Raw genomic sequence first — 23,821 nt, 5'->3', positions numbered from 1 at the left:
GACGGATTTACACCAAGTAGGCGGAAGCGATCTCCTCCCCTTCCACATCCACCATCACCATATTTTGCGGCGTAGTGGCCAGGCTGTAGCCGACGAAGTCGACCGACAGCGGGAAGGACTTATGCCGGCGGTCTACCAGCACGGCGGTCTGTATTTTTTTAGGGAGATAGGCGAGGAAGGGCTTGATGGCGTAGAGCATGGTGCGGCCGGAATTGGCCACGTCGTCGATCACGACGATGACTTTCCCGGTGAAATCGGCCGTTTTGGACAGGGTTACTTCTCCGGGCGACAGCTTATCGAGGCGGATTTCCATTACTTCCACATCGAACGGGGCGATGCGGCGGAGGTGGTCGGCGATCTTTTGGGTGATGAGCGATCCCCGGTCCCAGATGCCCGCGAGGATGATGGAGGGCTCGTCGTAATTGTGCTCGTAGATTTCATACGCGATCCGTTCGATCTTCTTTTCAATTACTTCCCCGGTGAGGATGACGTTCCGATTTTCCATACTAAAAAATTGTTCAGCCGTAAAAATACATAAATTGCGACAACAACCGGTCAAATCAAGGATATGCAAATTGTTTCGCAACTGCTCTTTTTCGCAGCCCTGGCCGCTGCCGTTTATTTCTTCAGCCGCAGGGCCGCGGGCATCCGCCGCAACATCCTGCTGGGGAGGGATATTGACCTGACGGACCAGCCCGGCCGCCGCTGGAAGAACCTGCTGCTGCTGGCTTTCGGCCAGAAGAAGATGTTCCGCAACCCGCTGGTGGCCGTACTGCACTTCTTCGTGTATGCGGGCTTCGTGATCATCAACCTCGAGATCCTGGAGATCATTATCGACGGGCTGGCGGGCACGCACCGGATCTTCGCGCCGGTGCTCGGGCCTGTTTACCCGGTGCTGATCGGCTGTTTCGAAATACTGGCGGTACTCGTGGCGGTTTCCTGCGCCATATTCCTCATCCGCCGCAACATCCTGAAACTAAAACGGTTCATCAGCCACGACCTCGACGGGTGGCCGCGGTCGGACGCCAATTATATCCTTATCACCGAGATCGTGCTCATGCTGTTGTTCCTCACCATGAACACGGCTGATGGCGTATTGCAATCACGCGGCGCGGCGCATTATACGGAAACCGGCAGTTTTTGGGTGACAGGGATGTTCCAGCCCCTGTTCGAAGGTTTTTCCGATGCCACGCTGGTGGGCATAGAACGGGGCGCCTGGTGGCTCCACATCCTTGGTATCCTCGCCTTCCTGAACTACCTGCCCTGGTCCAAGCACCTGCACATCATCCTTGCTTTCCCCAACGCGTATTTCGCGCGGCTGGAGCCGAACGGGAAGATGGAAAACATGCCTGCCATCCAGCAGGAAGTGCTGTACGCCATGCAGCCCGAACTGGCCCCGACCGACGCCCCGGCGGCGGAAGTGCCGAAATTCGGCGCCAAAGACGTGCAAGACCTCACCTGGAAAAACCTCCTCGACGCGTTTTCCTGCACGGAATGCGGCCGGTGCTCGGCAGCCTGTCCCGCCACGCAAACCGGCAAAGCCCTTTCCCCGCGCCTCATCATGATGAAAACGCGCGACCGGGCCGAGGCTGCGGGCCGCGGCGAAACCGATAAAACGCTGCTGCGCGATTATATCACCGAAGAAGAGCTCCGCGCCTGCACCAGCTGCGGCGCCTGCGTTCAGGAATGCCCCGTGAGCATCAACCCGCTGGATATCATCTTCCAGATGCGGAGGCACCTGGTGATGGAGGAATCCAGCGCCCCGCAGGAATGGACCCTCATGTTCTCCAATATCGAAAACAACATGGCACCCTGGAAATCGTCGCCCGACGAAAGGGACGCCTGGATACACGCTTAAAAATATGAGTATGCAGATCAAGACCATGGCCGAATACTTTGCCGAAGGCGAAACGCCCGAAGTGCTTTTCTGGGTGGGATGCGCCGGCAGCATCGACCAGCGTTCGCAAAAGATCACGCGCGCCTTCGCCGAAATCCTTACCCGCACCGGCACCAGATTCGCCGTACTGGGCAAGGAAGAAGCCTGCACCGGAGACCCCGCCCGCCGCGCCGGCAACGAGTTCCTGTTCCAGATGATGGCGTACAACAACATCCAGGTACTGAATAATTATGGCGTGAAAAAGATCGTGACGGCCTGCCCGCATTGCTTCAACACGCTTAAAAACGAATATCCCGAACTGGGCGGCCATTATGAAGTGATGCACCACACCACTTTCCTGCAGGGCCTCATCAACGAAGGCCGCATCAAAATGAAGGAAGGCGGCAGCTTCAAAGGGAAAAAGATCACTTACCACGACTCCTGCTACCTGGGCCGTGCCAACGGCATCTACGAAGCCCCCCGCGCCGTGCTCGAAGCCCTCGACGCCGAGCTCGTGGAAATGAAACGCTGCGGCAGCCGCGGGATGTGCTGCGGGGCCGGCGGCGCACAGATGTTCAAGGAAGAGGAAAAAGGGACGACCCGCGTCAATTTCGAGCGGGGGCGCGAAGCGGTAGGAACCGGCGCGGAGATCATCGCCTCCAACTGCCCCTTCTGCATGACCATGCTCACAGACGGGGTCAAGGAAACCGGGAAGGAAGACAGCGTGAAAGTGCTGGACCTGGCCGAGCTCATCGCCCGCGACATGCAGGAATAGCCCCATTTGCCCGTGATTTCGTAAATTTGCCATTATGGACCAGACTAACATCATACAACAACTGCCCGAAGGGTTCGCCCCCGAATCCCGGGTTTGGATATACCAGAGCAACCGCCCCTTTCACGAAAAGGAAGCCGTGGAGATCGAAGAACAGCTGCACCAGTTCACGTCCCAATGGAACGCCCACGGCGTACCGGTAAAAGGCTGGGGCAAGCTCCTCTTCAACCAGGTGATCGTCCTCATCGCCGATGAAACCGAAACGCATGTGAGCGGTTGCAGTACCGACAGCTCCGTCCGCATCGTGAAAAGCATCGAGCGGCAATACGAAGTAAACCTGTTCGACCGCCTGCTGCTGGGATTCATCGTGAAAGACAAATTCCAGCTGCTGCCCCTGCAACAAGTGGCATACGCGCTGGAGAAGGAGTATATTACGAAAGACACGCTGTATCTCAACAATACCGTGCTGACCCTCGGCGAAATGAAAGCCAAATGGCTGGTGCCGCTGAAAGACAGCTGGATCATGCAGCGCATCGGTCAAACCGCCTGATAACAGCTGCACGAAATTTTTCGAGGAAGCCCCCCGCCCGGGGGCTTCTTTCGTTTATGCCCGGCGTCGTAACAACTTCATCGTGCATCACTCCCTCTACCGCCACCGTACAACTACTCAATCGGAAAGCAAGGTGCTTTTACGGTAGTAATCCCCCTTCCTCCAGATTACTTTTGCGACCGGTCGGAAACGCATCGAACCGATGACGGTTTCCAAACCGATACACCTGCATATCATCATATCCCTTCGTAAAAACCAAGAAGTACATCCGTTCGAGTTATTACCCGCATTCAGCAAGGCCGCCTGGTATGGGCGGCCTCTTCGTTAAGTACAACTACTCAGGAAAAAATTGAGCCTTTTTACTGAAAAATCCCCCTTCCCCCAACCCTAGATTTGCATCGTAAATAATGCTTCATCATCATGCAAAAACATTTCACCCCAACACGGAAACCATCCGGTAATCGCCTCAACATTCAAAAGTCACGATCATGAAAAAACTCTTTATTTGTCTTACCGTTTGCACCGTGGCCATCTGGGCCGGTTCCTGCGGCGTAGATTCCCTCCCCGAGCCCGACCGCCAGCAACAGGACGATGACGACGAAGCGCCCGACTGGAGCGGTGAGTTCGAGCTGTCCCCCATCATTTACGTGGGCGCCCCCGGCATCGGTGTCGACACCACGGAGCCCTACTACCGGTCGGTAGACACCTGGCCCGGTGTTAAACTGGTACGCCGGCCCGGGCACGTTTTCGACCCGGCATTGACCAAACTCTACGGCAACACGAATACGTTTTATGTAGACGTGCATTTCGTGAACACGACGCAAGCGCCCCGCGAGCACAAACTCCCCGCCGGCACACTGTTCTATTCTTTCCGGAGGAACGATGCCGGGAAACGCTACCAGACCGGCATGCTCACGCAAGACGTAACCGTCACGGTTCCGCCCACCGGCCCGCAGAAAGATACCATGACGATCTATGTAGGCGTGGTCAGCATCAACAAAAACGCACCTTCGCCCCTATCCGCGAAGAACGCGAACAAGCAATACCCCATCCTGCTGAACGCATACGATATGATCGGCTGGACCGACCACAATTCCCTGCTCGAAATCGGCCAGTACCTCGATCATTTCCCGAAACTGAAGCTCAGCCGGCATTGCACCCCGGCAGACCTGGCGAAGCCCATCGCAGATCGCCCGGAATGGATGCGCGCGTACGGCCATATCCAGGAAGCGGTATACCAGGTCACGGATGGCGATGGCATGTCGCTGGAGGAAATGACGGAGTTGACGAAGAAATTGGTCCCGTACATGAAAGACAAGTAAGATTAAAGTACACATACATCCTGTAACAGTAACCCCGAAAATCCGCAACAAAAGCCGCCTCTACGGGCGGCTTTTTTATTTGAGTAGAATTACCGGAAAATGCATTCACGAATTAGTACGGTAAAAACGGGTGGTTGGATGGAATACCTTTGCCCCGATGCAGCGGCACAAACTGCATGCGGCGGACCGGTTGGGCTGAAGGGGCTATCCGGGCGCCGGTATCCTTGGAAATCATGCGCTGATGAGCGAACGCGCGAGCGCCTCCTTTGCGGGGCGCTTTTTCGTTTATTTTGAAGTACGGGCCGGCTTTGCTACATTAGCTGATATGCAAACTCACCTGGAAGTAATCAAGGGCGATATCACCAAAGTGAAAGCGGACGCGATCGTAAACGCGGCCAATACATCCTTGCTGGGCGGCGGTGGCGTGGATGGCGCTATTCACAAGGCTGGTGGCCCGCAAATCCTGGAAGCATGCAGGGAAATCAGGAACCGGCAGGGCAATTGCAAGGTGGGCGAAGCGGTTATTACGACAGCGGGCAACCTGGACGCGAAGTTTGTCATTCATACCGTCGGGCCCGTCTGGAACGGCGGCAAATCGGATGAAGCAACGCTGCTGGCCAACGCCTATCGCAACAGCCTCCGGCTTGCCCTGGAAAATGGCGTTACCACCATCGCGTTCCCGAATATCAGTACCGGTATTTACAAGTTCCCGAAAGATAAAGCCGCGGAAATCGCCGTTGCTACCGTCCGCGAATTCCTGCAACAGCCAGGAACGCTGGAACGGGTGATATTTGTTTGTTTTGATGAGGAGAATTATCAGCTATATGCCGGTCTGCTGAAAAACGCAACGTAATTATTTTTCTCACCCATTTCCTTGCCTTGAACGGCTAGCCGCTTCCCCCCTTAATTCCGCATCCAGCAACCGGTTCATCACATCAGCCACCTTTTTCGCGCGCATAATTGCTTCTGTACGCGGATAGCGGTTGCCGAAGTTAAAGATGTTAGTAGTGGGAAGATAAACCAACGCCACCAGGCGCCCGTTTTTCAGGCGTAGCCGCAAGGTGCGGGGAAGGGAACGGCGGATGTAGTGCAAAGGGCTCGGCCGGCTGCCGCGCTCACTGGAAGTGAGGCCTGTGACGGCCTTCAGGGGAAAGGTACGGCGTGTGAAAATGTTGGGCCGGACGGTGAGGGTTTTCGCTTTTTTATCGATCCATAAAATCTTGCCTGTCGGGCTCACCACCCGCGACCAGGCATCCGCCGCCAGCAGCACGGTGATGATCGTGATGAAAACCCCAAACACAAGGCTCCCTCCTCCCATTTCGTCTCTTTGAAAGACAAACACCGTCAGCCATGCGGCGCCAGCAGTAAAAAGTAGTGAAAAGAACAGGTCGAACCAATCCTTAAACGACCTGCGGAACCACAGTTCTGCGGCGTCGGGCGTTTCGATGATGCGGAAATTATCGATCTCGGTTTGCATGGAATTTTCGGGGGTATTTTCAAGGTCGCAAGGTAGATTTAATTCGCAGGATCAGGCCAGCCCGATTAACGGATACGCTTTCCCGGTTAACGAAGCGGATATTACTGTGTGTTGGGTGTTGTCTTAATCAACTAACCAACATGGTGCCTACGGAGAGATTTGATTGTGAAGCCAGGTATCACTTCCTGAAAAGAAATGCCAATACAATGAAAAATGTAAAACTCAACACGCCATAAACGATGAGCCATATTCCGCCCATCCTCACTTCCTTCACGCTGTAATGCAACTTCTTAATTTCTGCCGGTGGTGCCAACAAGAATACCACAAGAATCGCGGGCAATAAAACGAACAATACTTCCGCAGTCGGGAAAGGACGCATTTTATCGATAACAATCAACAGCTGGAAAAGATGCATCATTATCATTAACGAAACAAGGATCAGGGCATCAAAATATGCAGCACCCCGATATCTTCCTTTCGAATAGTACTGATAGAGGATAAACATGACAAATCTTAACAGTTTCATGGGTAGGTATTTGGGCACCTTCGCCAGGACATAAAAAAAGCAAACGCCATCCGACGTTTGCTTTATTCCTGAGCGGGAAACCGGGCTCGAACCGGCCACCCTCAGCTTGGGAAGCTGATGCTCTACCAAATGAGCTATTCCCGCTGATCTTCCCCGTTTTTTGCAGGGAAGAGGACAAATATACTATTGTTTGCGACACAAAAACAAATATCCCGGCGCGAAAATTTTAGCGGCGGCACAAACCCGCGCCGCCGCTATGTTTGCTATTTCTTCATAAGTTTCTGATGGATCGCTTTATTGCCATGCCGCAACTGCAGGATGTACATGCCGGATGGATGTTTCGCCACACCGAACGTAGCCCTGTGCCGGCCCGCAGGCTGCACGGCATCCGCCAGGAGCGCCACCTGCCGGCCCTGCACGTCGAACAGCGTGAGCTGCACCCTGCCCTCGTGTTGGAGCGTGTAGGTCACCGTCAACTCGTTGCCGAAGGGGTTCGGGAAGCTCGCTAACAACTCGCCTTCCTTCGCCAGTTCGGGCAGTTTCGCCATGGCGACCGCCGGCGGCGCGAGGCTTTGCGTATGCGTCAGGATGAGCTGTGGAACGTTGCCGCCCGCCTCGTCTGACCGGAACGTCAGGATCGGCGTGGAAACCGCTGTGGCCTGGATGGCGAACGATACCGTGTTCCTGCCGGCCGCCCTTTCGGCGTTTACATAACTGGTCACGTCCCAATCGTAGGACCTGGGCACGGAATCGGTCACCGTTACCGTCGCCAGTGCGGACGCGCCTGCGGCCGGCTTATTGTTCCAGGTGAGGGTATTTTCCGTCCACGAAGTAGTAGCCACGCTGCTGGCGGTTACGGGGATGTTGGCACTGCGATTGTCCGTCAGCCCGCCGAACAGCCTGATCTTCGCATCGCTCACCGTTCCGGTGATCCCGGCGGTATTGAAGGTGAGATAGGTAATACGGTCATTGCCCGCCGTGGGGGAACTGTTGAGCTTCACTACAAGCGCGTTGGGATCAGTGGTGCCATGCGTCACCGTCGCGTTGGTGCCATTGCGCACATAAGCGTCGTGAATGGCCGTCAGCGCCGTTTCCACCGTTCCTCCCCCACCACCGGTCGTGAATTTCACTTCGGTGTAACTGTTCCATAAGTTCACGCTGTTGCCGTGCCCGACGATGCGCATATACTTGGCCTGCGTTGCGGGAATATTGAACGTTTCCAGCGCCAGCGAAGTGCCGCTGCTGCTGAGGCCCGCCGCCACCGTGCTCCAGCTGCTTCCGTTGTTGCTCGCCTGGATGTCGAAGTTGGAAGACCGCACGTTGCCGTTGTAGAAAGCGATCTGCACCGCCGTCACGTTGAGCGTATCGCCCAGGCAGAATGCGATCCACTGGCCGTCGCCCTGGAACGACCAGCGCGTGGCCAGATCGTTGTCGAGCACATTGGCCGCCACGTTGCCGTCGTCGCCGCTCGCCGTTACCGGTTCACAGGGCGGTTCGGTACCGCCGTCTCCCGCGATTACCGACAATAGCGGCGGGTTGGACCCGAACTCGCTGGCGTTCCAGAATATCCGCGGATCGTGTGCCGCCTGGCTCTTCAGGGCAAACGATACCTTGTTGCGGCCGGCGGCTTTCTCGGCCTGCACATATGCCGTAACGTCGAATTCGTAATAGGCGAACGCCGCATTGGTGACGGTCACCGAAGCCAGGGGATTTGCACTGGTAGCGGGCTTGTTGTTCCAGGTAAGCGTGTTTTCCGTCCACGTGGTGTTCGCCACCGAATAAGCGCCTACGCCTACCGAAGGCACCGTCGTCAGATCGAGTTTTCCATACACCTTCAAAACCACCGATGCCAGCGGACCGGTAATACTGCCGAGATCGAATTGCAGATAGCTTTCGCGGGCGTTGTTCAATTGCCCTGCGGGCGAAACTTTGGTGATGAGCAGTGTGGAATCGGTGGTGCCGTGGGTAATGGCGGCATTCGCTCCGTCGCGCACGTAGGCGTCGTGCACCGGCAGGAGGTTCACGGGCGCGGGCGCGGTTTTGAACACTGCCGTGTAGGTAATGGGATTATCGCCGACCGTGATGTTCTGCACGCGCGGTCCGCCATGGGCCCAATAATCGAAAATATACGTGGTACCGTTCAGCACCTGCGGGCTCACGGCCGCCATGGGCCGCACCATGCCCGAAAGGGAATTCTGGACGTGGGGCGTGGTATAGGGAATGTCGTTCAGCGTGATGGTGAGCCCCGCCGGTACCGACTGCAGGCTTACATCCGACGTCACCGGGAAAATTTCGACGAACGTCGTGTCTTTACCACCCTGCGAGTCCGTTACTTCCAGATAAAGCCGGTACCAGATATCGGTTTCGGTATGGCCTTGCGTGGAAATGGGGAAACTGCCCGATACAGCGCCGGGCGTCAACGCGGGACCGGGGTGATGGTGATTGGCGTGATGGAAATCCACCCACCAAACGAACGCCGAAGCCGGCAAGGTGCCGTCTTCCGCATCGGAACCGGTGCCGCTGTAACTGATCACGTCCCCTCCCCTGAACACGGAGCCGTTCGCCGGACCGGTGATCGAAGCCACAGGCGCGGTGTTGGGCGCGGTTACGGTGAGGGTGGCACTGGCGCTGGTCACGGATCCCGCGCTGTTGGTCACCACCACGTTATACGAACCGGCGTTGGCGGGTTGAACGTTATTGATGGTGTACGCCGCAGCCGTGGCCCCGGCAATATTGGCAGCGCCTTTTCTCCATTGGAACGTGGGCGCCGGTGTGCCGTTCGCCGACACCGTGAAGGTGGCGTTGCCGCCCTGGGGCACGGAAATGCTTTGTGGTTGCGCGGTGATAACGGGTGCCGCGCTGCCGGTGTAAATGATCTTGTAAAGCGTGTTGTTGGCCCTCCGGAGGAAATACAGATCGCCGTCCGTGCCCTGCTTCATGGTGGTGAGCTCGTCGCTGAGCGCGGAAGCGAAGCCGTTCCGGGTACCGGGGGATGCGGGGTTGATGTAATCGATCCAGGAGCCGCAGTAATCGAGGAAGAAGTATTTGCCATGATAGGTAGCCGGCCAGTTAGTGTTGGTGGCCGCGAGGAACGTGCCGCCGTTGATGGCGCACCCTTGTCCGTTGGGCGGATTGGTGGTGCGGTTGGTGGCGTACACGTAGATGGGGTTGGTGAAACCGGTGCAGCCGGAGGTGCAGGTCCCTTCCTTGGTGGGCCATCCGAAATTGCGGCCGCCGGTGGTGGCGTCGTTGATTTCTTCCCAGGTGGCTTCTCCCACGTCGTTCACGTAGATTTTACCGCTGACGGGGTCTGTGGCGATGGTGAAGGGGTTCCTGAGGCCGTAGGCCCATACCCTGCTGCGCTGGGCGCCGCCGGTGAAGGGGTTGCCGGATGGCACGGAGCCGTCGGTGTTGATGCGGAGCACTTTGCCGAGGTAGCTGTCCAGGTTCGAAGAGTTGGCGCCTACCTTGTTATCGCCCGTGGCGATGAGGAGCTTGCCGGTATTGTCGAATGCCAGGCCGCCGCCGTTGTGATAGATGGCGCTGAGGATGGGCATATCGAGCAAAGCGAGCTCCGACTGCGCCAGGTCGCCGTTCATGGTGAAGCGGCTCACGCGGTTATGGGGGCCGGAAGAGGAAGTGTAATACAGGTAAATATAGCTATTGGTCGAAAAGGCGGGGTCCACCGCGATGCCGATCAATCCCCTTTCCCCGCTGGTATTCACCGATAGGGAAACGGCGGGGGTAGGCAGGAGGCTGCCGTTCTTGAACACCCGCAGCTGCCCGTTTTGCTGGCAAATGAGGATGCGCCCGTCGGGCAGGAAGGCGAAGGATGTGGGACCGGTCAAACCGCCCGTTACGCTCACCCGCGAAAAGTTGGCGGGCAAGGTTTGTGCATACGATTGCATTAAAAAGGAAAGGAATAGCGCGAGCAGGGCAGTGACTGGCCGCCGGCATTTGTCGAGGACAATTTTCGTCATAAGGGATCGGGTTTATAATTGTTAACAAAAAGCGGATAGCGGGTACGATGCTCGACTGCAGGGGATTTACGGCTAACAATCCATAACGGGGACAATACTTCCGGGTTTTCGGTTGTTTCAATACAGCATATAGTCAGGTTCGCAAAAACTTAAACAGACCGGCAACGGCACGGCCCCTGGCTCAGGTTCAACTCTTTCCTAAATTATGCAATCGTTTGCATACAACCAGATAGTTTTTTAACCTTTTCCGGTATCATTTTGCGGGACGTATATTCCCGTCCTCCGGATCCCGCCACCCGCCCGGGTGCGTTCCCGCCCCGTGATTAGTCCCTCTTTTTCCGTGATTCGCCCTGTCATTCTGTCATTTTTTTACTATTTTTGCTGTTCAAAATTTTGACAGGCATGCTGGAAACAGTTCAGAAAGTACATGACGAGAGCCGCCAGGGCGAAGCTATCGCCCCGAATTCGGGTGATAGCCAGACCTATGCAAAAAAATTCTATATCGAAAGCTATGGTTGCCAGATGAATTTCAACGATAGTGAAATCGTCGCCTCCATCCTCAATACACAAGGCTTCGGCGCCACCCGCAACGTCGAAGAGGCGGACCTCGTCCTCCTCAACACCTGCTCCATCCGCGAAAAAGCGGAACAGACCGTTCGCCAGCGCCTCACCGAGTTCAGGAAAACCAAGCAACAGAAACCCCACTTCCTCGTAGGCGTCCTCGGTTGCATGGCCGAACGCCTCAAATCCAAATTCCTCGAAGAGGAAAAACTGGTAGACCTCGTCGTAGGCCCCGACGCATACCGCACCCTCCCCAGCCTCATCGAGGAAGCCGGCACCGGCCAGAAAGCCATCAACGTGCTCCTCAGCCGTGAAGAAACTTATGGCGACATCAGCCCCGTGCGCCTGGACAGCAACGGCGTCACCGCCTTCGTGTCTATCATGCGCGGCTGCAACAATATGTGCACTTTCTGTGTTGTGCCTTTTACCCGTGGCCGCGAACGCAGCCGCGACCCGCATTCCATCATGGCAGAAGCCACCGACCTTTTCGAACGCGGCTACCGCGAAGTGACGCTCCTCGGCCAGAACGTGGACTCTTATTACTTCGTAGACGAAGCCAGCAACGAAACCGTCACCTTCGCCCGCCTCATGGAAAAAGTGGCCGGGATCAGTCCCCTCCTGCGTGTGCGCTTCAGCACCTCCCATCCGAAAGACATTACAGATGAAGTGCTGCACACCATGGCCCGGCACGAAAACATCTGCAATTATATCCACCTTCCCGTGCAAAGCGGCTCCACCCGCATTCTCCAATTGATGAACCGCACCTACACCCGGGAATGGTACCTCAAGAAGATCGACCGCATCCGCGAAGTCCTCCCCGATTGCGCCATTTCCACAGACGTCATCACCGGCTTCTGCACGGAAACGGAAGAAGATCACCAGGACACGCTTTCCGTCATGGAATACGCCAGATACGATCTCGCCTACATGTTCGCCTATTCCGAACGCCCCGGCACCCTCGCCGCCCGCCGGTACCAGGACGATGTGCCGGAAGACGTGAAAAAGCGCCGCCTCGCCGAAATCGTTGCCCTTCACCGCGGCCATTCGCTGGAGAGCATGCGCAAAGACGTAGGCAAAACCTTCAAAGTGCTCGTGGAAGGCACTTCCAAAAAATCGGACGCGCAATTGTTCGGTCGCACCGACCATAACAAAGTAGCCGTGTTCGACAAATCCGACCTCCGTAAAGGCGAATACGTGATGGTCAAAATTGATGACTGTACGGCAGGCACCCTCATCGGCACCGTTGTAGGCCGCTGCTGAAAAAACATATTATAGAATGGACAATATTCAAAGCATAAAAAACCGCTTCGGCATCATCGGCAATTCGCAGTCACTCAACTACGCGCTGCAGGTAGCCGCGCAGGTCGCCAATACGGACCTGACGGTGTTGATTTCCGGCGAAAGCGGGGTGGGCAAGGAAGTATTTTCCCAGATCATCCATGCATTGAGCGCCCGCAAGCACAATCCTTTCATCGCCGTGAACTGCGGCGCCATCCCGGAAGGCACGATCGATTCGGAGCTGTTCGGCCATGAAAAAGGATCTTTTACCGGCGCGGTAGATAATCGCAAAGGTTATTTCGAGACGGTGAACGGCGGCACCATCTTCCTCGACGAGATCGGGGAAATGCCGCTCGGCACCCAGGCGCGCCTGCTGCGTGTCCTGGAAACCGGCGAATACATCCGCGTGGGCTCCTCCAAGGTGCAGAAAACCGACGTGCGCGTGATCGCCGCCACCAACCGCGACCTGCTCGAGCGTACACAGCAGGGCAAATTCCGCGAAGACCTTTATTATCGCCTCAACACCGTTCCCATCCGCGTGCCTTCGCTGCGCGACAGGAAAGAAGATATTCCCATGCTCTTCCGCAAGTTCTGCGTGGATTTCGCGGAGAAGTACAAAACGACTTCCATCCAGCTGAACGAAGAAGCGCGGGACGTGCTCGTGAACTACCCCTGGCCGGGGAACGTGCGCGAGCTGAAAAACATCGCCGAGCAGATTTCCGTACTGGCACCCGAGAAGCTGGTGACGGCAAACGACCTGCAACACTTCCTGCCGGAGCAGCCCACCGTCAACCGCCTGCCCATGCTGGCGCCGGGCGGCCACCAGGGCAACGGCGACTTTGCTTCCGAGCGCGATATCCTTTACAAACTTTTCTTCGACATGAAAAAGGATGTGACGGAACTGAAAAAGATGTTCTTCGAGGTGCTGCAAAACCCGAATATGGCGCAACACGCCGCCTACGCGGATTCCGGCGTACTGGCGGGATCATATCAGCCGGCCGAAGCACCGGTGATGACAACCCCCAACATCATCGCCGCACCGGCCACCGCGCAGCCGATCATCCTGAAAGACAATGCCATCGATCATCATGAAGAGGTGGAAGAAACGCTTTCCATCGCCGACAAGGAAAAAGAACTGATCGAAAAGGCGCTGCGCAAGCATAAAGGGAAAAGGAAAGATGCCGCGCTCGATCTCGGTATTTCGGAACGCACCCTGTACCGTAAACTGAAGGAGTATAACATTCATGAATAAACGACCTATGTCCAGATACATCGCCCTGCTGGCGGGCCTGGCCCTTTGGGCAGGCATCGGTGGCTGTACCATCAAGTATTCCGCCAGCGGCGCCCGCATCGACCCAGCGGCAAAAACCGTACTGGTGCGCTTTTTCGAGAACCGTGCACCGCAGAATAACCCGCAGCTGAGCCAGAACATCACCGAAAAGCTGCGCCAGAAGATCCTCGCGCAGACACGCCTTGCCCAAACCAACGACCAGACGGCCGATTACGAGTTCCGCGGCACCATCACGGGCTATTCCGTGTCCAACTCGGCGGTGACCAATATCGATAAACCGGCTTCCGCCCGTTTGACGATCACCGTGAATGTGACCTTCATTACCCGGGTGGGCGACAAAAAAGGCGGATTTACCAACCAGTCGTTCTCCCGTTCGGCCGACTTCAACGCCCAGCGCACGATCGCCGAGGCGGAATCCGCGCTGATCGCCGAGATCGTCCCCAACCTGGTAGACGATATCTTCAACCGGGCATTCGCGAACTGGTAGCCTTTCTTTGATTTAGACATTATTTTCATATTTTAGCGCACATGACGCCAAACAGGATCATAGATCATATTTTTCATGAAGATGAGCTGCGGAACGTAGACCAGCAGGCGCTGGAGCGTTTGGTGGAGCAGTACCCGTATTTCGCGGCCGCCCGGGTCCTGCTGGCGCAAAAACAATTCGCTTACACACCGGATTTTCAGGACCCGGTTTTTAAGGCGGCACAGTTGTATACCAGCACGCCGCAATACCTGTACCAGCTGGCATCCGAAAATGCGCCTACCGAAGCCGCAGCCCCCGCGGCCGAACCGGCAGACGCCTGGCAGTCCGGCGAAATTGCCGTGCAAGACGCGGTAAACGGCCAGGACCAGGCCATTATCGATAACGTGGAAGCCGCGGCCGACCAGCAGCCTGCCCTTCACAGCCCGTCGCTGGAAGCGGAAGTGGACGAGGAAGCATCCGCGCTGCTCGACGAACTGGAAGCGCCCTCCCCTGCCGCTGATTCCCGGCCGGCCTGGGAAAGCGACCCTGTCGTGGAAGATTCGGCACTGCTGCCGGAAGAGAAAATCGTGTTGCAGACCGAGGAAGACGGGATCAGTGCCGAAGACCAGGCTATTCTGGACGAACTGGAAGCCGAAGACCGCGCCGCTGCTGCCGCCCTCGTTGCCGATACATCCCACATCGCTGCCCCGCCTATGGAAGTAGACGAAGTGGTAGCTGTGGATTATGAAGCGGAGGAAGAGAAAATCGCGTTCGACGCCGCCCGTAACCTCGAAGTGCCCGACGATGTGGTAGCTGTGGATTATGAAGCGGAAGAAGAGAAAGTCGCGTTCGACGCCGCCCGTAACCTCGAAGTGCCCGACGATGTGGTGGCTGTGGATTATGAAGCGGAGGAAGAGAAAGTCGCGTTCGACGCCGCCCGTAACCTTGAAGTGCCCGACGATGTGGTAGCTGTGGATTATGAAGCGGAAGAAGAGAAGGTCGCGTTCGACGCCGCCCGTAACCTCGAAGTGCCCGACGATGTGGTGGCTGTGGATTATGACTCCCTCCGGACGAAAGCCTCCGCCGGGTACGAACCGGAAATAGAAGAAGAGGAAATAGAAGTCCCGACGGGACATGCCCCCGAAGGCCCCGGCATCGCCATTCCGCCTGCGCCGGAAACCGCCCATCCCCAAGAGCCCGCTACTTACGAACCGGAGATCGAGGAGGAGGAAGTGGAAATCCCCACGGGCCACGCCCCCGAAGGCCACGGCATCGCCATTCCGCCCGCGCCGGAAACCGCCCATCCCCACGAGCCCGCTACTTACGAACCGGAGATCGAGGAGGAGGAAGTGGAAATCCCCACGGGCCAGGCTCCCGAAGGTCACGGCATCGCCATTCCGCCAGCGCCGGAATCAGAGCCGGCCGAAGACGAAGCGCCCATCCGCATCCACCCCATGGATGCGCCGGCCCAGGAAACCGAGCTTACCTTCCAGCCCCTGTTCACGGAAGACTATTTCGCATATAAAAAACTGAAAGAGCCGACTAACGCAGAAAGCATGACCGCAAAAGCCGCCGCTGAAATGAGAAGCTTTACCGACTGGCTCCGCCAGATCAAGGACAACTTCGCCGGTAAAGCCACTAAAGACTGGTACCATCAGCAATTGCACAAACTTTACGAAGACGATGACCCGGAAGTAACCGAACGAGTGGAAGCCATGGCCATACAGTCTATCACCCTGAACGACGACATCGTTTCCGAAACGCTGGCGGAGATCTGGGTACGGCAAAATCAGCCTGAAAAAGCCATTGCCGTTTATCAAAAATTAAGTTTGCTTAATCCGGGCAAAAAAGCGTACTTTGCGCAGAAGATTAAAGACTTACAAAACAATTGACAACTCATAACTAGTAGCTAATATGTTGATTTTCTTTGGAATATTGATTGTGATTGCCTGTATTCTCCTTGGCTTTTTCGTATTGGTACAAAACCCCAAAGGCGGCGGTCTCGCCGGTAACCTCGGCGGTTTTGGCAACCAGGTGATGGGCGTTCGCCAAACGACCGACGTGCTGGAAAAAGGCACCTGGGTACTGGCGGCCGTTATTGCCGTACTGTGCCTTACTTCTACCATGTTCATCGGTTCCGCAGGCTCCGGCAGCGGCAGCAACATGCCCCAGAGCGCCAGCGAACGCGCACACAGCGCAGCTCCGGCTACCAACGCCACTCCGCTCCCCGGCGCACAACAGCAGGCCGCTCCTCCGGTTCAGCCCGCCAACGACTCCGCCAAACACTAAATATTCCTTTCGAATAATATTTACAAAGACCTCGCCGTTAAAAGCGGGGTTTTTTGTTGACTGTACCGCCTTCTATCCAATATGCGAAACAAAACCAAAAAGAACACCTCTCCATGGGTGCGCCGGATCGCCATCATCGGCTCCTGCCTTATCGCAGGCGCCCTCGTGGTAGCGGCTTACCTGCTCATGGGGCCCAACACCCGCTCCTTCGGCGATAAAAAGTACTTCTACATCCCCACCGGCAGCCGGTACGAAGATGTGTTGAAAGGCTTGCAGGAACAGGAGATCATTTCCTCCCGCGCCACCTTCAACCTCGTAGCCCGCCAGCTCGGATACCCCTCACGCGTGAAAGCAGGACGTTACGAAATCAAAAAAGGAATGGGCAACCTCGAGATCGTCCGCATCCTCCGCAGCGGCCGCCAATCGCCCGTACGCCTCGTCATCAATAAACTCCGGCTGAAAGACGATTTCATCCGGCTCGTTTCCAATAACCTCGAAGCGGATTCCACCACCATGCGCGCCATTATGGAAGACGCCGTGTACCTCCGCCAGTTCGGGCTCGATTCCACTACCGTGATGTGCGCCATCGTTCCCAATACATACGAGTTTTACTGGAACACCTCCGCCGCCAAAGTTTTCGAAAAGATCGAAGAAGGCTACGCTGATTTCTGGAATGAAAAGCGCCGGAGCAAAGCCGCCGCGCTTAATCTCACCCCCGTTCAGGTAACCGTGCTCGCTTCTATCGTGGAAGAGGAAACCAACCGGCACGACGAGAAGCCCGTGATCGCCAGCGTATACCTCAATCGCCTGCGGACCGGCATGAAGCTCGGTGCCGACCCCACCGTGAAGTTTGCGTTAAGAAACTTCGCGCTGCGCCGGATTTACAATGTGCATACCGAATTCGATTCTCCGTATAATACCTACCGTTATTACGGCCTCCCTCCCGGCCCGATCTGTACGCCTTCCGCCAAATCCATCGACGCTGTGCTGACGCCCGCCGAAACGGATTACCTCTATTTCGCCGCGAGGCCCGATGGCAGCGGATATCATTCTTTCGCGGTGACGTTCAAGGAGCATCTCGACAATGCCCGCGCCTACCAGAAAGGCCTCAACGCGAGGGGCATCAAATAATTCGTATTTTTACGGCGGTCCAACTCCCAATAGATGATCGACGTAGAAAAACTCATCCTCGAATCCCGGCCCGTACGGTGGCTGACGCATAAAAGCAAAACACTGGTATTACCGGGGTTCGACGGCGCGCCCCTCTACGACGTCATCGTATTTTTCCTCAAGGAAACGGCGAAGGAAAGCCTCGTGGAAAGAGCGGCGGCCATTTCATTCAACTTCCTGCTGGCCATCCCCCCGTTTTTCATCTTCCTTTTCACGCTCGTGCCGTTCATTCCGCTGCAAAACGTGGAACCGACGCTGTACGACCTTGCGCAAACGATCACGCCGAATTACAACAGCTACATCATCGTGCGCGACATGATCCACGATTTCCTGTACACCCAGCGCAATACCCTGCTTTCCGTCGCATTCGTGCTCAGCTTTTACTATTCGTCGAACGGGGTGATGGGCATGCTGCGGTCGTTCGATAAATTGCTGCCCGGGTTCCGGCAGCGCACCTGGTGGCAAACGCGGCTCACGGCACTGAAGCTGACCATCTTCCTCGTTTTCCTCCTCCTGGCCACGGTGGTGCTCATCATCATGCAGGGCACGCTGTTGAAGAGCGTGCTCGAATACATCGGCATCGATAACGAATATTCGCAGTTTTTGCTGCAGGTAGTGCGGTGGACGCTCATCGTGCTGCTATTCTTTTCCATCATTTCGTTCATTTACCGGTTCGGGCCGGCGGTGCGGAAGAAGTGGAAATTCATTTCCGCGGGGTCCACTTTCGCTACCATCGCGATGATCGTGGTGACGCTCGGGTTTTCTTTCTGGGTGAACAACTTCGCGCGGTACAACCAGATTTACGGTTCGATCGGGACCATCCTCGTGCTCATGCTGGTCGTGTATTTCAACTCATTTATCCTGCTGATCGGCTTCGAGCTCAACACGAGTATCAGTACGTTGCGTGAGATTGCGGCGGAAAGGGAGAAGGAAGAATCGCCTGAGTTACAGGGACTTTCATAGTACCATCCGGAAAATAGGATGGATGGCTTTTGTTTGCACCCGAAATACCTTAATTTCATATCAACCAAATTATGGAGGCCTATGAAAAAGCAGTTCTTTTTCCTCCTGTTGATCGCGGCTGCAGCGGTTTCGTTCCGTTCGCCCGCTTTCCTTGACATCGGGGCGAAGTTGCCAAAAGCCGATGTGAAGATGAAGGATGTTTCCGGCAGGGAATTGTCGCTGAACGATGCGAAAAAAGCCAACGGATTGCTGGTTATGTTTTCCTGCAATACTTGTCCGTATGTTGTCCGCAACCAGGACCGTACCCGTGCCATCTGCCAGTTCGCGCAGAAGAACAATATCGGCGTGATCCTCGTCAATTCCAACGAAGCGGCCCGTACCGGCGGCGATTCTTTCGAAGCCATGCAGGCGTATGCGCGCCATCAATCGTATCAATGGCCTTATGTCGTGGATAAAGACAACCAGGTGGCGGATGCGTTCAATGCAGACCGTACGCCCGAATGTTATTTGTTCGACAAGAGCGGCACGCTTGTCTACAAAGGCGCGATCGACGATAATCCCGGCAGCGCGCCAGACGTAAAGGAGAAATACCTGCAAACCGCCATCCAGGCCATGGTTGCAGGAAAGCCCATCCCCAACCCTTCTACCGCCTCCGTAGGTTGCGGGATCAAGCGGAAGATGTAAATGCAATTGTTTTCGATATAAACAAAGCCGCCCGGTATCCTGGGCGGCTTTGTTATTTTTTGCTACATGGCAGCGGAAGTTGCTACAATGTGAACGGTATATTCAATTCCCATTCAAATTCACTGGATATGCCCGCCAATGCCAGTATTTCAGCGCTCGACTGGAATGAAAGATCCGAAATTGAAAATAAGTGGCCGGATGCTGAAAACACAATATTGGATCAGCTCAATACAATAGCCGACAGCATCGTTACTTTGATAATCAATCGTACCGGCGTTTCCTGATATACTTCGTATTGATTTTCCTGCATTACTGCCCCACGAAGAACACGGCGTTGCCGAAAAGCAGTTTACCGTTTTCCCAGAAGGAGCGGAAGAGCGGGTTATCCGTCATCAGCACCACTTCTCCGGTGCCGATTTCCTTGACGCCGAAAATGAGGCCGTCGCGGAGACGCTCCCGGGCCGTGGCGCCCACGAAGCCGGTCAGGTAGTCGTCGCCCTTGAGCGCGCCCACGTTCCAGCCATCGTCCTTGAAATACGCCAGCAACTGATCATTCTGTTTCAGCGTATAGTAATATTCAGGATAGCCGAATGCCAGCGGATGGGTTTTGTCCAGGTGCACTTTGTAGATCGCCCCGGGGATGAATCCCGATACGCTTTCGCGCTCCCGGTTGGCGTAGGATTTTAAGTTGACATATGGGCTTGGGACTGCTTTCTCGTCGGCTTCTTCCTTCTCATCTTCCTTTTCCTTCTTCATGGCGATCCCCCACTCTCCTTCCGCCAGTTGCGCCACCGCATCTTCCATCACGATCAGGCGGCCACCGGCAGCAACCCAGTCTTTCAGGCGGGAAGCCGTATTTTTATCTTTCAACGCTTCATATCTGCCGTCGGGGATGATCAGCACATCGAGATCCTTCCAGCTGGAACCGGGCAATGCCGCCACGGGCAACACCGTCAGCGGATATTCTATCTGTTCTTCGAAGTAATGCCAGACTTCGCCCATTCCCAGGGACGACACACCATCTCCGGCGAGCACGCCGACTTTGGGCTTGCGGATGAAGCGGATCTTATCTGAACCGAAATCGGCCCCTTTGTCTACAAACCCCGTTGGTACGCGGGTAACGTTCACGCCCATACGCGCAGCTAATGCGGGAACCGCATCCAGCGAGCTATTGCCCGATTTGGTAATGATCAGCGTACCGGCGGGATGGATTTTCCCTCCGATAGTGAACGGCGCCTCTGCATACCGGACCCGCATGTTGCGGTTGAGCAATGCGGCGAGGAATTTCACGTCTTTCATACTGTTCCAGGCGGCGAGGTAGGCGTACGTGGCACCCTCCGCCGGAGGGACCACTATTTTCTCCGGCGCATCCGAAACCGCAGGCTGCAGCCGCGCCTTCACGGCGTAGGCGGGCAATCCGTAAGCGTAAGGCATCGCCCAGGCGGTAATGTCGTAAGTGACGCTGTCCGTCAGCCGGGCTACCGGCTCAAAAAGCACGCGCACCATCGTGGAGCGCGGCTGGTAGGCGCTCACCACCAGGTCGCCTTTTTCGATGGAAAAATTCTCCGTTTTGCCCGTAAAATAATTGAAGCCATTACCGGAGGAGTTACCCGTCGCGAAGCCGTATTTAATATCGTTCCTGCGCAGCGTTTCCACCAGCGACATGAGCTTTTCGGTATTTCCACCACTCTTCACCACGAAAGTTTTGTATTCGCTAACCGGCTGCTGGCGGGCATCCCGGAAGAATTTCCCGAATTCGTCCACCAGTTTTCCCGCTTGTGCCACGGAAACTTCTATGGTAGCGATACCGGTCGTAAAGTGATGGTCGAGCCGGTCTTTCAACCGCAGCGTATCGCCTTCGCGGTTGAGGATCGCCAGGCCGGCGCGGCCGCTTCCTCCCTGCTCGTACGTCATCCCGATGGCGCCGTTGTAGGTGGGATAGGTATCGCCGTAACTGGGATAGAACAGGTCGAACTGCTCTTTGGTGAAATACAGCCAGCCGTTGGCATCGAAATAAGTTGCGTTATGTTTTCCGATCTGTGTCTGGAAGGCGCGCTGCCATTCGGTTACAGCATCGTGCAGCGGTTCCGCCGCCGGCGCGAAATAATACGGCGCGTCTACCCCCTGTTCATGAAAATCTACATGCACCTGCGGCATCCAGCGGTTATACTGGGCCACGCGCTGCCGCGACTCTACCTGCGATTGCCAGGCCCAGTCGCGGTTCAGATCGAAATAATAGTGATTGGGGCGGCCACCGGGCCAGGGCTCCACATGCTCCCGTGAGAAAGGCGTAGCATCGGGGATGCGGGCGTGCACGGAATTGTAGAAATTCACGTAGCGGTCGCGCCCGTCCGGGTTCAGGCAGGGATCGATGATGATCACTGCATTCTTCAGCAGTTCCTGGCGGTCGGTCAACAGCGAATGCGCCGTGCGCATGGCCGCTTCGGTAGACACGGCTTCGTTGCCGTGCACGTTATAGCTCAGCCAGATGATAACGGGCTGGTCTTTCGTGGCTCCGCCCTCCAGCAGTGCAAGGTTCCCTTTCCTGATATCTTCTATCCGCGCGATGTTTTCCGGCGTAGACAGCACTGCCAGGAAGAGGGGCCTCCCTTCGTAGGTTTGTCCGTACGTCTCGAGCTTTACCATGCGGTTGCCGTCGGCCAGCTTACGGAAATAATCCACTACTTTATGATGTGGCGTAAACCTCGTCCCCAGCGGATATCCGAGGAATTCCGAGGGGGATTGCTGCGCCCGGGCGGCCAGCAGGGAGATAGTCAGGATAATGGAGCAGAAAAAGGACTTCATATGGTCGTAGTATCCGGCTAAGATAGGGAAAAAGCGCATCGCGGTAGCGCCTCCCAACCCGGAAAATATCCGTATTTTAGGGCGAAACGCTCGAGACCTATGCGCATTTTTTTGTTCCCCCTGCTGCTGTTGGCCTGTCTTGTTTCCGTGGCGCAGCAGCCCGGCCCGTACCATTATTCCATTCGTAAATACATGGAAGCGAAGCGGTTCGCCGTATCGAGCGCCCATCCGCTGGCCAGCGAGGCGGGTGCGCGGATCATGCGGGAAGGCGGCAATGCCGTGGATGCGGCGATCGCGGTGCAACTGGCGCTGGCCGTCGTATACCCGGCGGCGGGGAATCTGGGCGGAGGAGGCTTTATGGTGGCGCGGCTGGCCGACGGGCGGACGGTTTCGATCGACTACCGCGAGAAAGCCCCGGCCAGGGCGCACCGTGATATGTACCTGGATTCCGCCGGGAACCCGGTAGTGCGCAAGTCGCTGGACGGGCACCTGGCCGCAGGTGTCCCCGGAACGGTAGCGGGGCTCGTGGCATCGCAGGAATATGGCAGGCTTCCCCTCTCCCGCCTCGCGGCCCCTGCCATCGAACTGGCGGAGAAAGGGTTCGTGATCACGGCGCACGAGGCGGACGGGCTAAACCGTTTACGGGAAGCATTCATCCAGCTGAACACGCGCCCCGTGGCGTTCGTGAAAGATACGCCCTGGAAACCGGGAGACACCCTCGTACAGCGGGACCTCGCCGGCACCCTGCGCCGGATCGCGCGGAAAGGCATGAAAGGATTTTATGCCGGGGAAACCGCGAAACTCCTGGCCGCAGAAATGAAACGCGGTGGCGGGATCATCACCGGGAAAGACATGGCCGCCTATAAAGCGGCTTCCCGTAAACCCGTGGAATTCGAATTCCGCGGGCATACCGTCATCAGCATGCCCCTCCCCAGCAGCGGCGGCATCGGGCTGCAGCAAATGCTCGGCATGGTGGATGCCACGCATCCGGAACGGTTCGCGTTCCACAGCCCGGAAGCCGTTCAGCGCATGATCGAAGCGGAAAGGCGGGCATATGCCGACCGTGCCGAGTTCCTGGGCGATCCCGACTTCGTGAAAGTTCCGGTAGCGCAATTGACCGGCAACGCCTATCTGCGGCAGCGCATGGCAGACTTCACACCCGGCAAACCCACGCCCAGCAAGGGCGTCAACGCCGGCGGGCCTTTCGAGAGCACGGAAACCACCCACCTCAGCGTTGTAGACGCCGAAGGCAATGCAGTAGCCGTTACCACAACACTGAACGGCAGTTACGGCAGCAAAGTGGTGGTCGGCGGCGCGGGGTTCCTGCTCAATAACGAGATGGACGACTTCTCCGTGAAGCCCGGCGCCCCCAACATGTACGGCCTCCTCGGTACGGAAGCCAATGCCATAGCGCCGGGAAAGCGCATGCTGAGCTCCATGACGCCTACCATCGTGCTGAAAAACGGGAAGCCGTACCTGGTGACCGGCACGCCGGGAGGTTCCACCATCATCACATCCATGTTCCAGACGATCATGAACGACATCGTGTTCGGCCTCGACGCGAAAACCAACGTCAACGCCCCTAAATTCCACCATCAGTGGTGGCCGGATGAAGTGCGCATCGAAAAGGAATTCCCGGAAGCCACGCGCCTCGCACTGGAAAAAATGGGATATACGTTGAAAACAGGCGTACCCTGGAGCCGGACGGAACTCATCCGCATCGAAAACGGGAAGATCGAAGCGGTAGGCGATTGGCGGGGAGACGACAGCGTGGCCGGTGAATAAATTCGTACATTTAATCTTCCAACAAA

20 protein-coding genes and 1 tRNA gene are annotated in these 23,821 nt (G+C 56.4%); 15 read left to right on the top strand and 6 right to left on the bottom strand.

Annotation, left to right across the window (positions count from 1 at the left end; all coding sequences use genetic code 11):
* Window positions 1-7 precede the first annotated feature (7 nt).
* A complete protein-coding gene (locus ACQKLP_RS10220) occupies window positions 8-505 on the bottom strand; it encodes a phosphoribosyltransferase family protein (protein ID WP_427322566.1) in 498 nt (165 codons plus the stop codon).
* A gap of 63 nt (window positions 506-568) precedes the next feature.
* Between ACQKLP_RS10220 and ACQKLP_RS10215 the strand changes: the two genes are divergently transcribed.
* From ACQKLP_RS10215 to ACQKLP_RS10195, 5 genes are all read left to right on the top strand, one after another.
* Window positions 569-1,858 carry a 4Fe-4S dicluster domain-containing protein gene (locus ACQKLP_RS10215; RefSeq protein WP_427322564.1) on the top strand — a complete coding sequence of 430 codons (1,290 nt, stop codon included), beginning with the start codon at window positions 569-571 and terminating at the stop codon, window positions 1,856-1,858.
* Between the two features lie 10 nt (window positions 1,859-1,868).
* Complete coding sequence (locus ACQKLP_RS10210; RefSeq protein ID WP_427322562.1) at window positions 1,869-2,651, top strand: (Fe-S)-binding protein; 783 nt, start codon at window positions 1,869-1,871, stop codon at window positions 2,649-2,651.
* 34 nt (window positions 2,652-2,685) lie between these two features.
* Window positions 2,686-3,198, top strand: coding sequence for a hypothetical protein (locus ACQKLP_RS10205; RefSeq protein ID WP_427322560.1), 513 nt, complete (start codon window positions 2,686-2,688; stop codon window positions 3,196-3,198).
* 488 nt (window positions 3,199-3,686) lie between these two features.
* A complete protein-coding gene (locus tag ACQKLP_RS10200) occupies window positions 3,687-4,520 on the top strand; it encodes a hypothetical protein (protein WP_427322558.1) in 834 nt (277 codons plus the stop codon).
* Between the two features lie 325 nt (window positions 4,521-4,845).
* Window positions 4,846-5,373: an O-acetyl-ADP-ribose deacetylase gene (locus ACQKLP_RS10195; protein ID WP_427322556.1), complete on the top strand. Its 528-nt coding sequence runs from the start codon at window positions 4,846-4,848 to the stop codon at window positions 5,371-5,373.
* A gap of 9 nt (window positions 5,374-5,382) precedes the next feature.
* On the opposite strand, the gene ACQKLP_RS10190 is transcribed toward ACQKLP_RS10195, so the two are convergent.
* The 4 genes from ACQKLP_RS10190 to ACQKLP_RS10175 all read right to left on the bottom strand — a co-directional run bounded on the left by ACQKLP_RS10190 (window position 5,383) and on the right by ACQKLP_RS10175 (window position 10,503).
* Window positions 5,383-5,997 (bottom strand): hypothetical protein, encoded by a 615-nt coding sequence (locus ACQKLP_RS10190; RefSeq protein ID WP_427322554.1) that lies wholly within the window; start codon window positions 5,995-5,997, stop codon window positions 5,383-5,385.
* Window positions 5,998-6,175: 178 nt separating this feature from the next.
* Window positions 6,176-6,523 carry a hypothetical protein gene (locus ACQKLP_RS10185; RefSeq protein ID WP_427322552.1) on the bottom strand — a complete coding sequence of 116 codons (348 nt, stop codon included), beginning with the start codon at window positions 6,521-6,523 and terminating at the stop codon, window positions 6,176-6,178.
* 71 nt (window positions 6,524-6,594) lie between these two features.
* A tRNA-Gly gene (locus ACQKLP_RS10180) sits at window positions 6,595-6,667 on the bottom strand.
* A gap of 119 nt (window positions 6,668-6,786) precedes the next feature.
* Entirely contained in the window at window positions 6,787-10,503 is a 3,717-nt protein-coding gene (locus ACQKLP_RS10175) for a DUF7594 domain-containing protein (RefSeq protein ID WP_427322550.1), read from the bottom strand.
* 402 nt (window positions 10,504-10,905) lie between these two features.
* Between ACQKLP_RS10175 and miaB the strand changes: the two genes are divergently transcribed.
* The 9 genes from miaB (at window position 10,906) to ACQKLP_RS10130 (ending at window position 19,489) form a co-directional block, all read left to right on the top strand.
* The gene (miaB, locus tag ACQKLP_RS10170) at window positions 10,906-12,324 is read left to right on the top strand and encodes a tRNA (N6-isopentenyl adenosine(37)-C2)-methylthiotransferase MiaB (protein ID WP_427322548.1); all 1,419 of its coding nucleotides are present in this window, start codon (window positions 10,906-10,908) and stop codon (window positions 12,322-12,324) included.
* A gap of 16 nt (window positions 12,325-12,340) precedes the next feature.
* Window positions 12,341-13,594, top strand: a complete 1,254-nt coding sequence (locus tag ACQKLP_RS10165) for a sigma-54 interaction domain-containing protein (RefSeq protein ID WP_427322546.1) — start codon at window positions 12,341-12,343, stop codon at window positions 13,592-13,594.
* A gap of 7 nt (window positions 13,595-13,601) precedes the next feature.
* The gene (locus ACQKLP_RS10160; protein WP_427322544.1) at window positions 13,602-14,120 is read left to right on the top strand and encodes an LptE family protein; all 519 of its coding nucleotides are present in this window, start codon (window positions 13,602-13,604) and stop codon (window positions 14,118-14,120) included.
* A gap of 41 nt (window positions 14,121-14,161) precedes the next feature.
* Window positions 14,162-15,991 (top strand): hypothetical protein, encoded by a 1,830-nt coding sequence (locus ACQKLP_RS10155; protein ID WP_427322542.1) that lies wholly within the window; start codon window positions 14,162-14,164, stop codon window positions 15,989-15,991.
* Window positions 15,992-16,013: 22 nt separating this feature from the next.
* Entirely contained in the window at window positions 16,014-16,388 is a 375-nt protein-coding gene (gene secG, locus ACQKLP_RS10150; protein ID WP_427322540.1) for a preprotein translocase subunit SecG, read from the top strand.
* A gap of 81 nt (window positions 16,389-16,469) precedes the next feature.
* A complete protein-coding gene (mltG, locus tag ACQKLP_RS10145) occupies window positions 16,470-17,519 on the top strand; it encodes an endolytic transglycosylase MltG (protein WP_427322538.1) in 1,050 nt (349 codons plus the stop codon).
* A gap of 33 nt (window positions 17,520-17,552) precedes the next feature.
* Entirely contained in the window at window positions 17,553-18,521 is a 969-nt protein-coding gene (locus tag ACQKLP_RS10140) for a YihY/virulence factor BrkB family protein (protein ID WP_427322536.1), read from the top strand.
* Between the two features lie 81 nt (window positions 18,522-18,602).
* Entirely contained in the window at window positions 18,603-19,205 is a 603-nt protein-coding gene (locus tag ACQKLP_RS10135) for a thioredoxin family protein (RefSeq protein WP_427322534.1), read from the top strand.
* 128 nt (window positions 19,206-19,333) lie between these two features.
* Entirely contained in the window at window positions 19,334-19,489 is a 156-nt protein-coding gene (locus ACQKLP_RS10130) for a hypothetical protein (protein WP_427322532.1), read from the top strand.
* Window positions 19,490-19,514: 25 nt separating this feature from the next.
* Here the strand turns inward: ACQKLP_RS10130 and ACQKLP_RS10125 are convergent, their stop codons facing one another.
* Window positions 19,515-22,010: a M14 family metallopeptidase gene (locus ACQKLP_RS10125; RefSeq protein WP_427322530.1), complete on the bottom strand. Its 2,496-nt coding sequence runs from the start codon at window positions 22,008-22,010 to the stop codon at window positions 19,515-19,517.
* A 99-nt stretch (window positions 22,011-22,109) separates the two neighbouring features.
* On the opposite strand from ACQKLP_RS10125, the gene ggt reads away from it, so the two are divergent.
* Window positions 22,110-23,795: a gamma-glutamyltransferase gene (gene ggt / locus ACQKLP_RS10120; protein ID WP_427322528.1), complete on the top strand. Its 1,686-nt coding sequence runs from the start codon at window positions 22,110-22,112 to the stop codon at window positions 23,793-23,795.
* Window positions 23,796-23,821: the final 26 nt, after the last annotated feature.

This window comes from Chitinophaga sp. NPDC101104, assembly GCF_050277495.1.
Classification (GTDB): domain Bacteria; phylum Bacteroidota; class Bacteroidia; order Chitinophagales; family Chitinophagaceae; genus Chitinophaga.
This window is presented reverse-complemented; position numbering and strand designations above follow the sequence as displayed.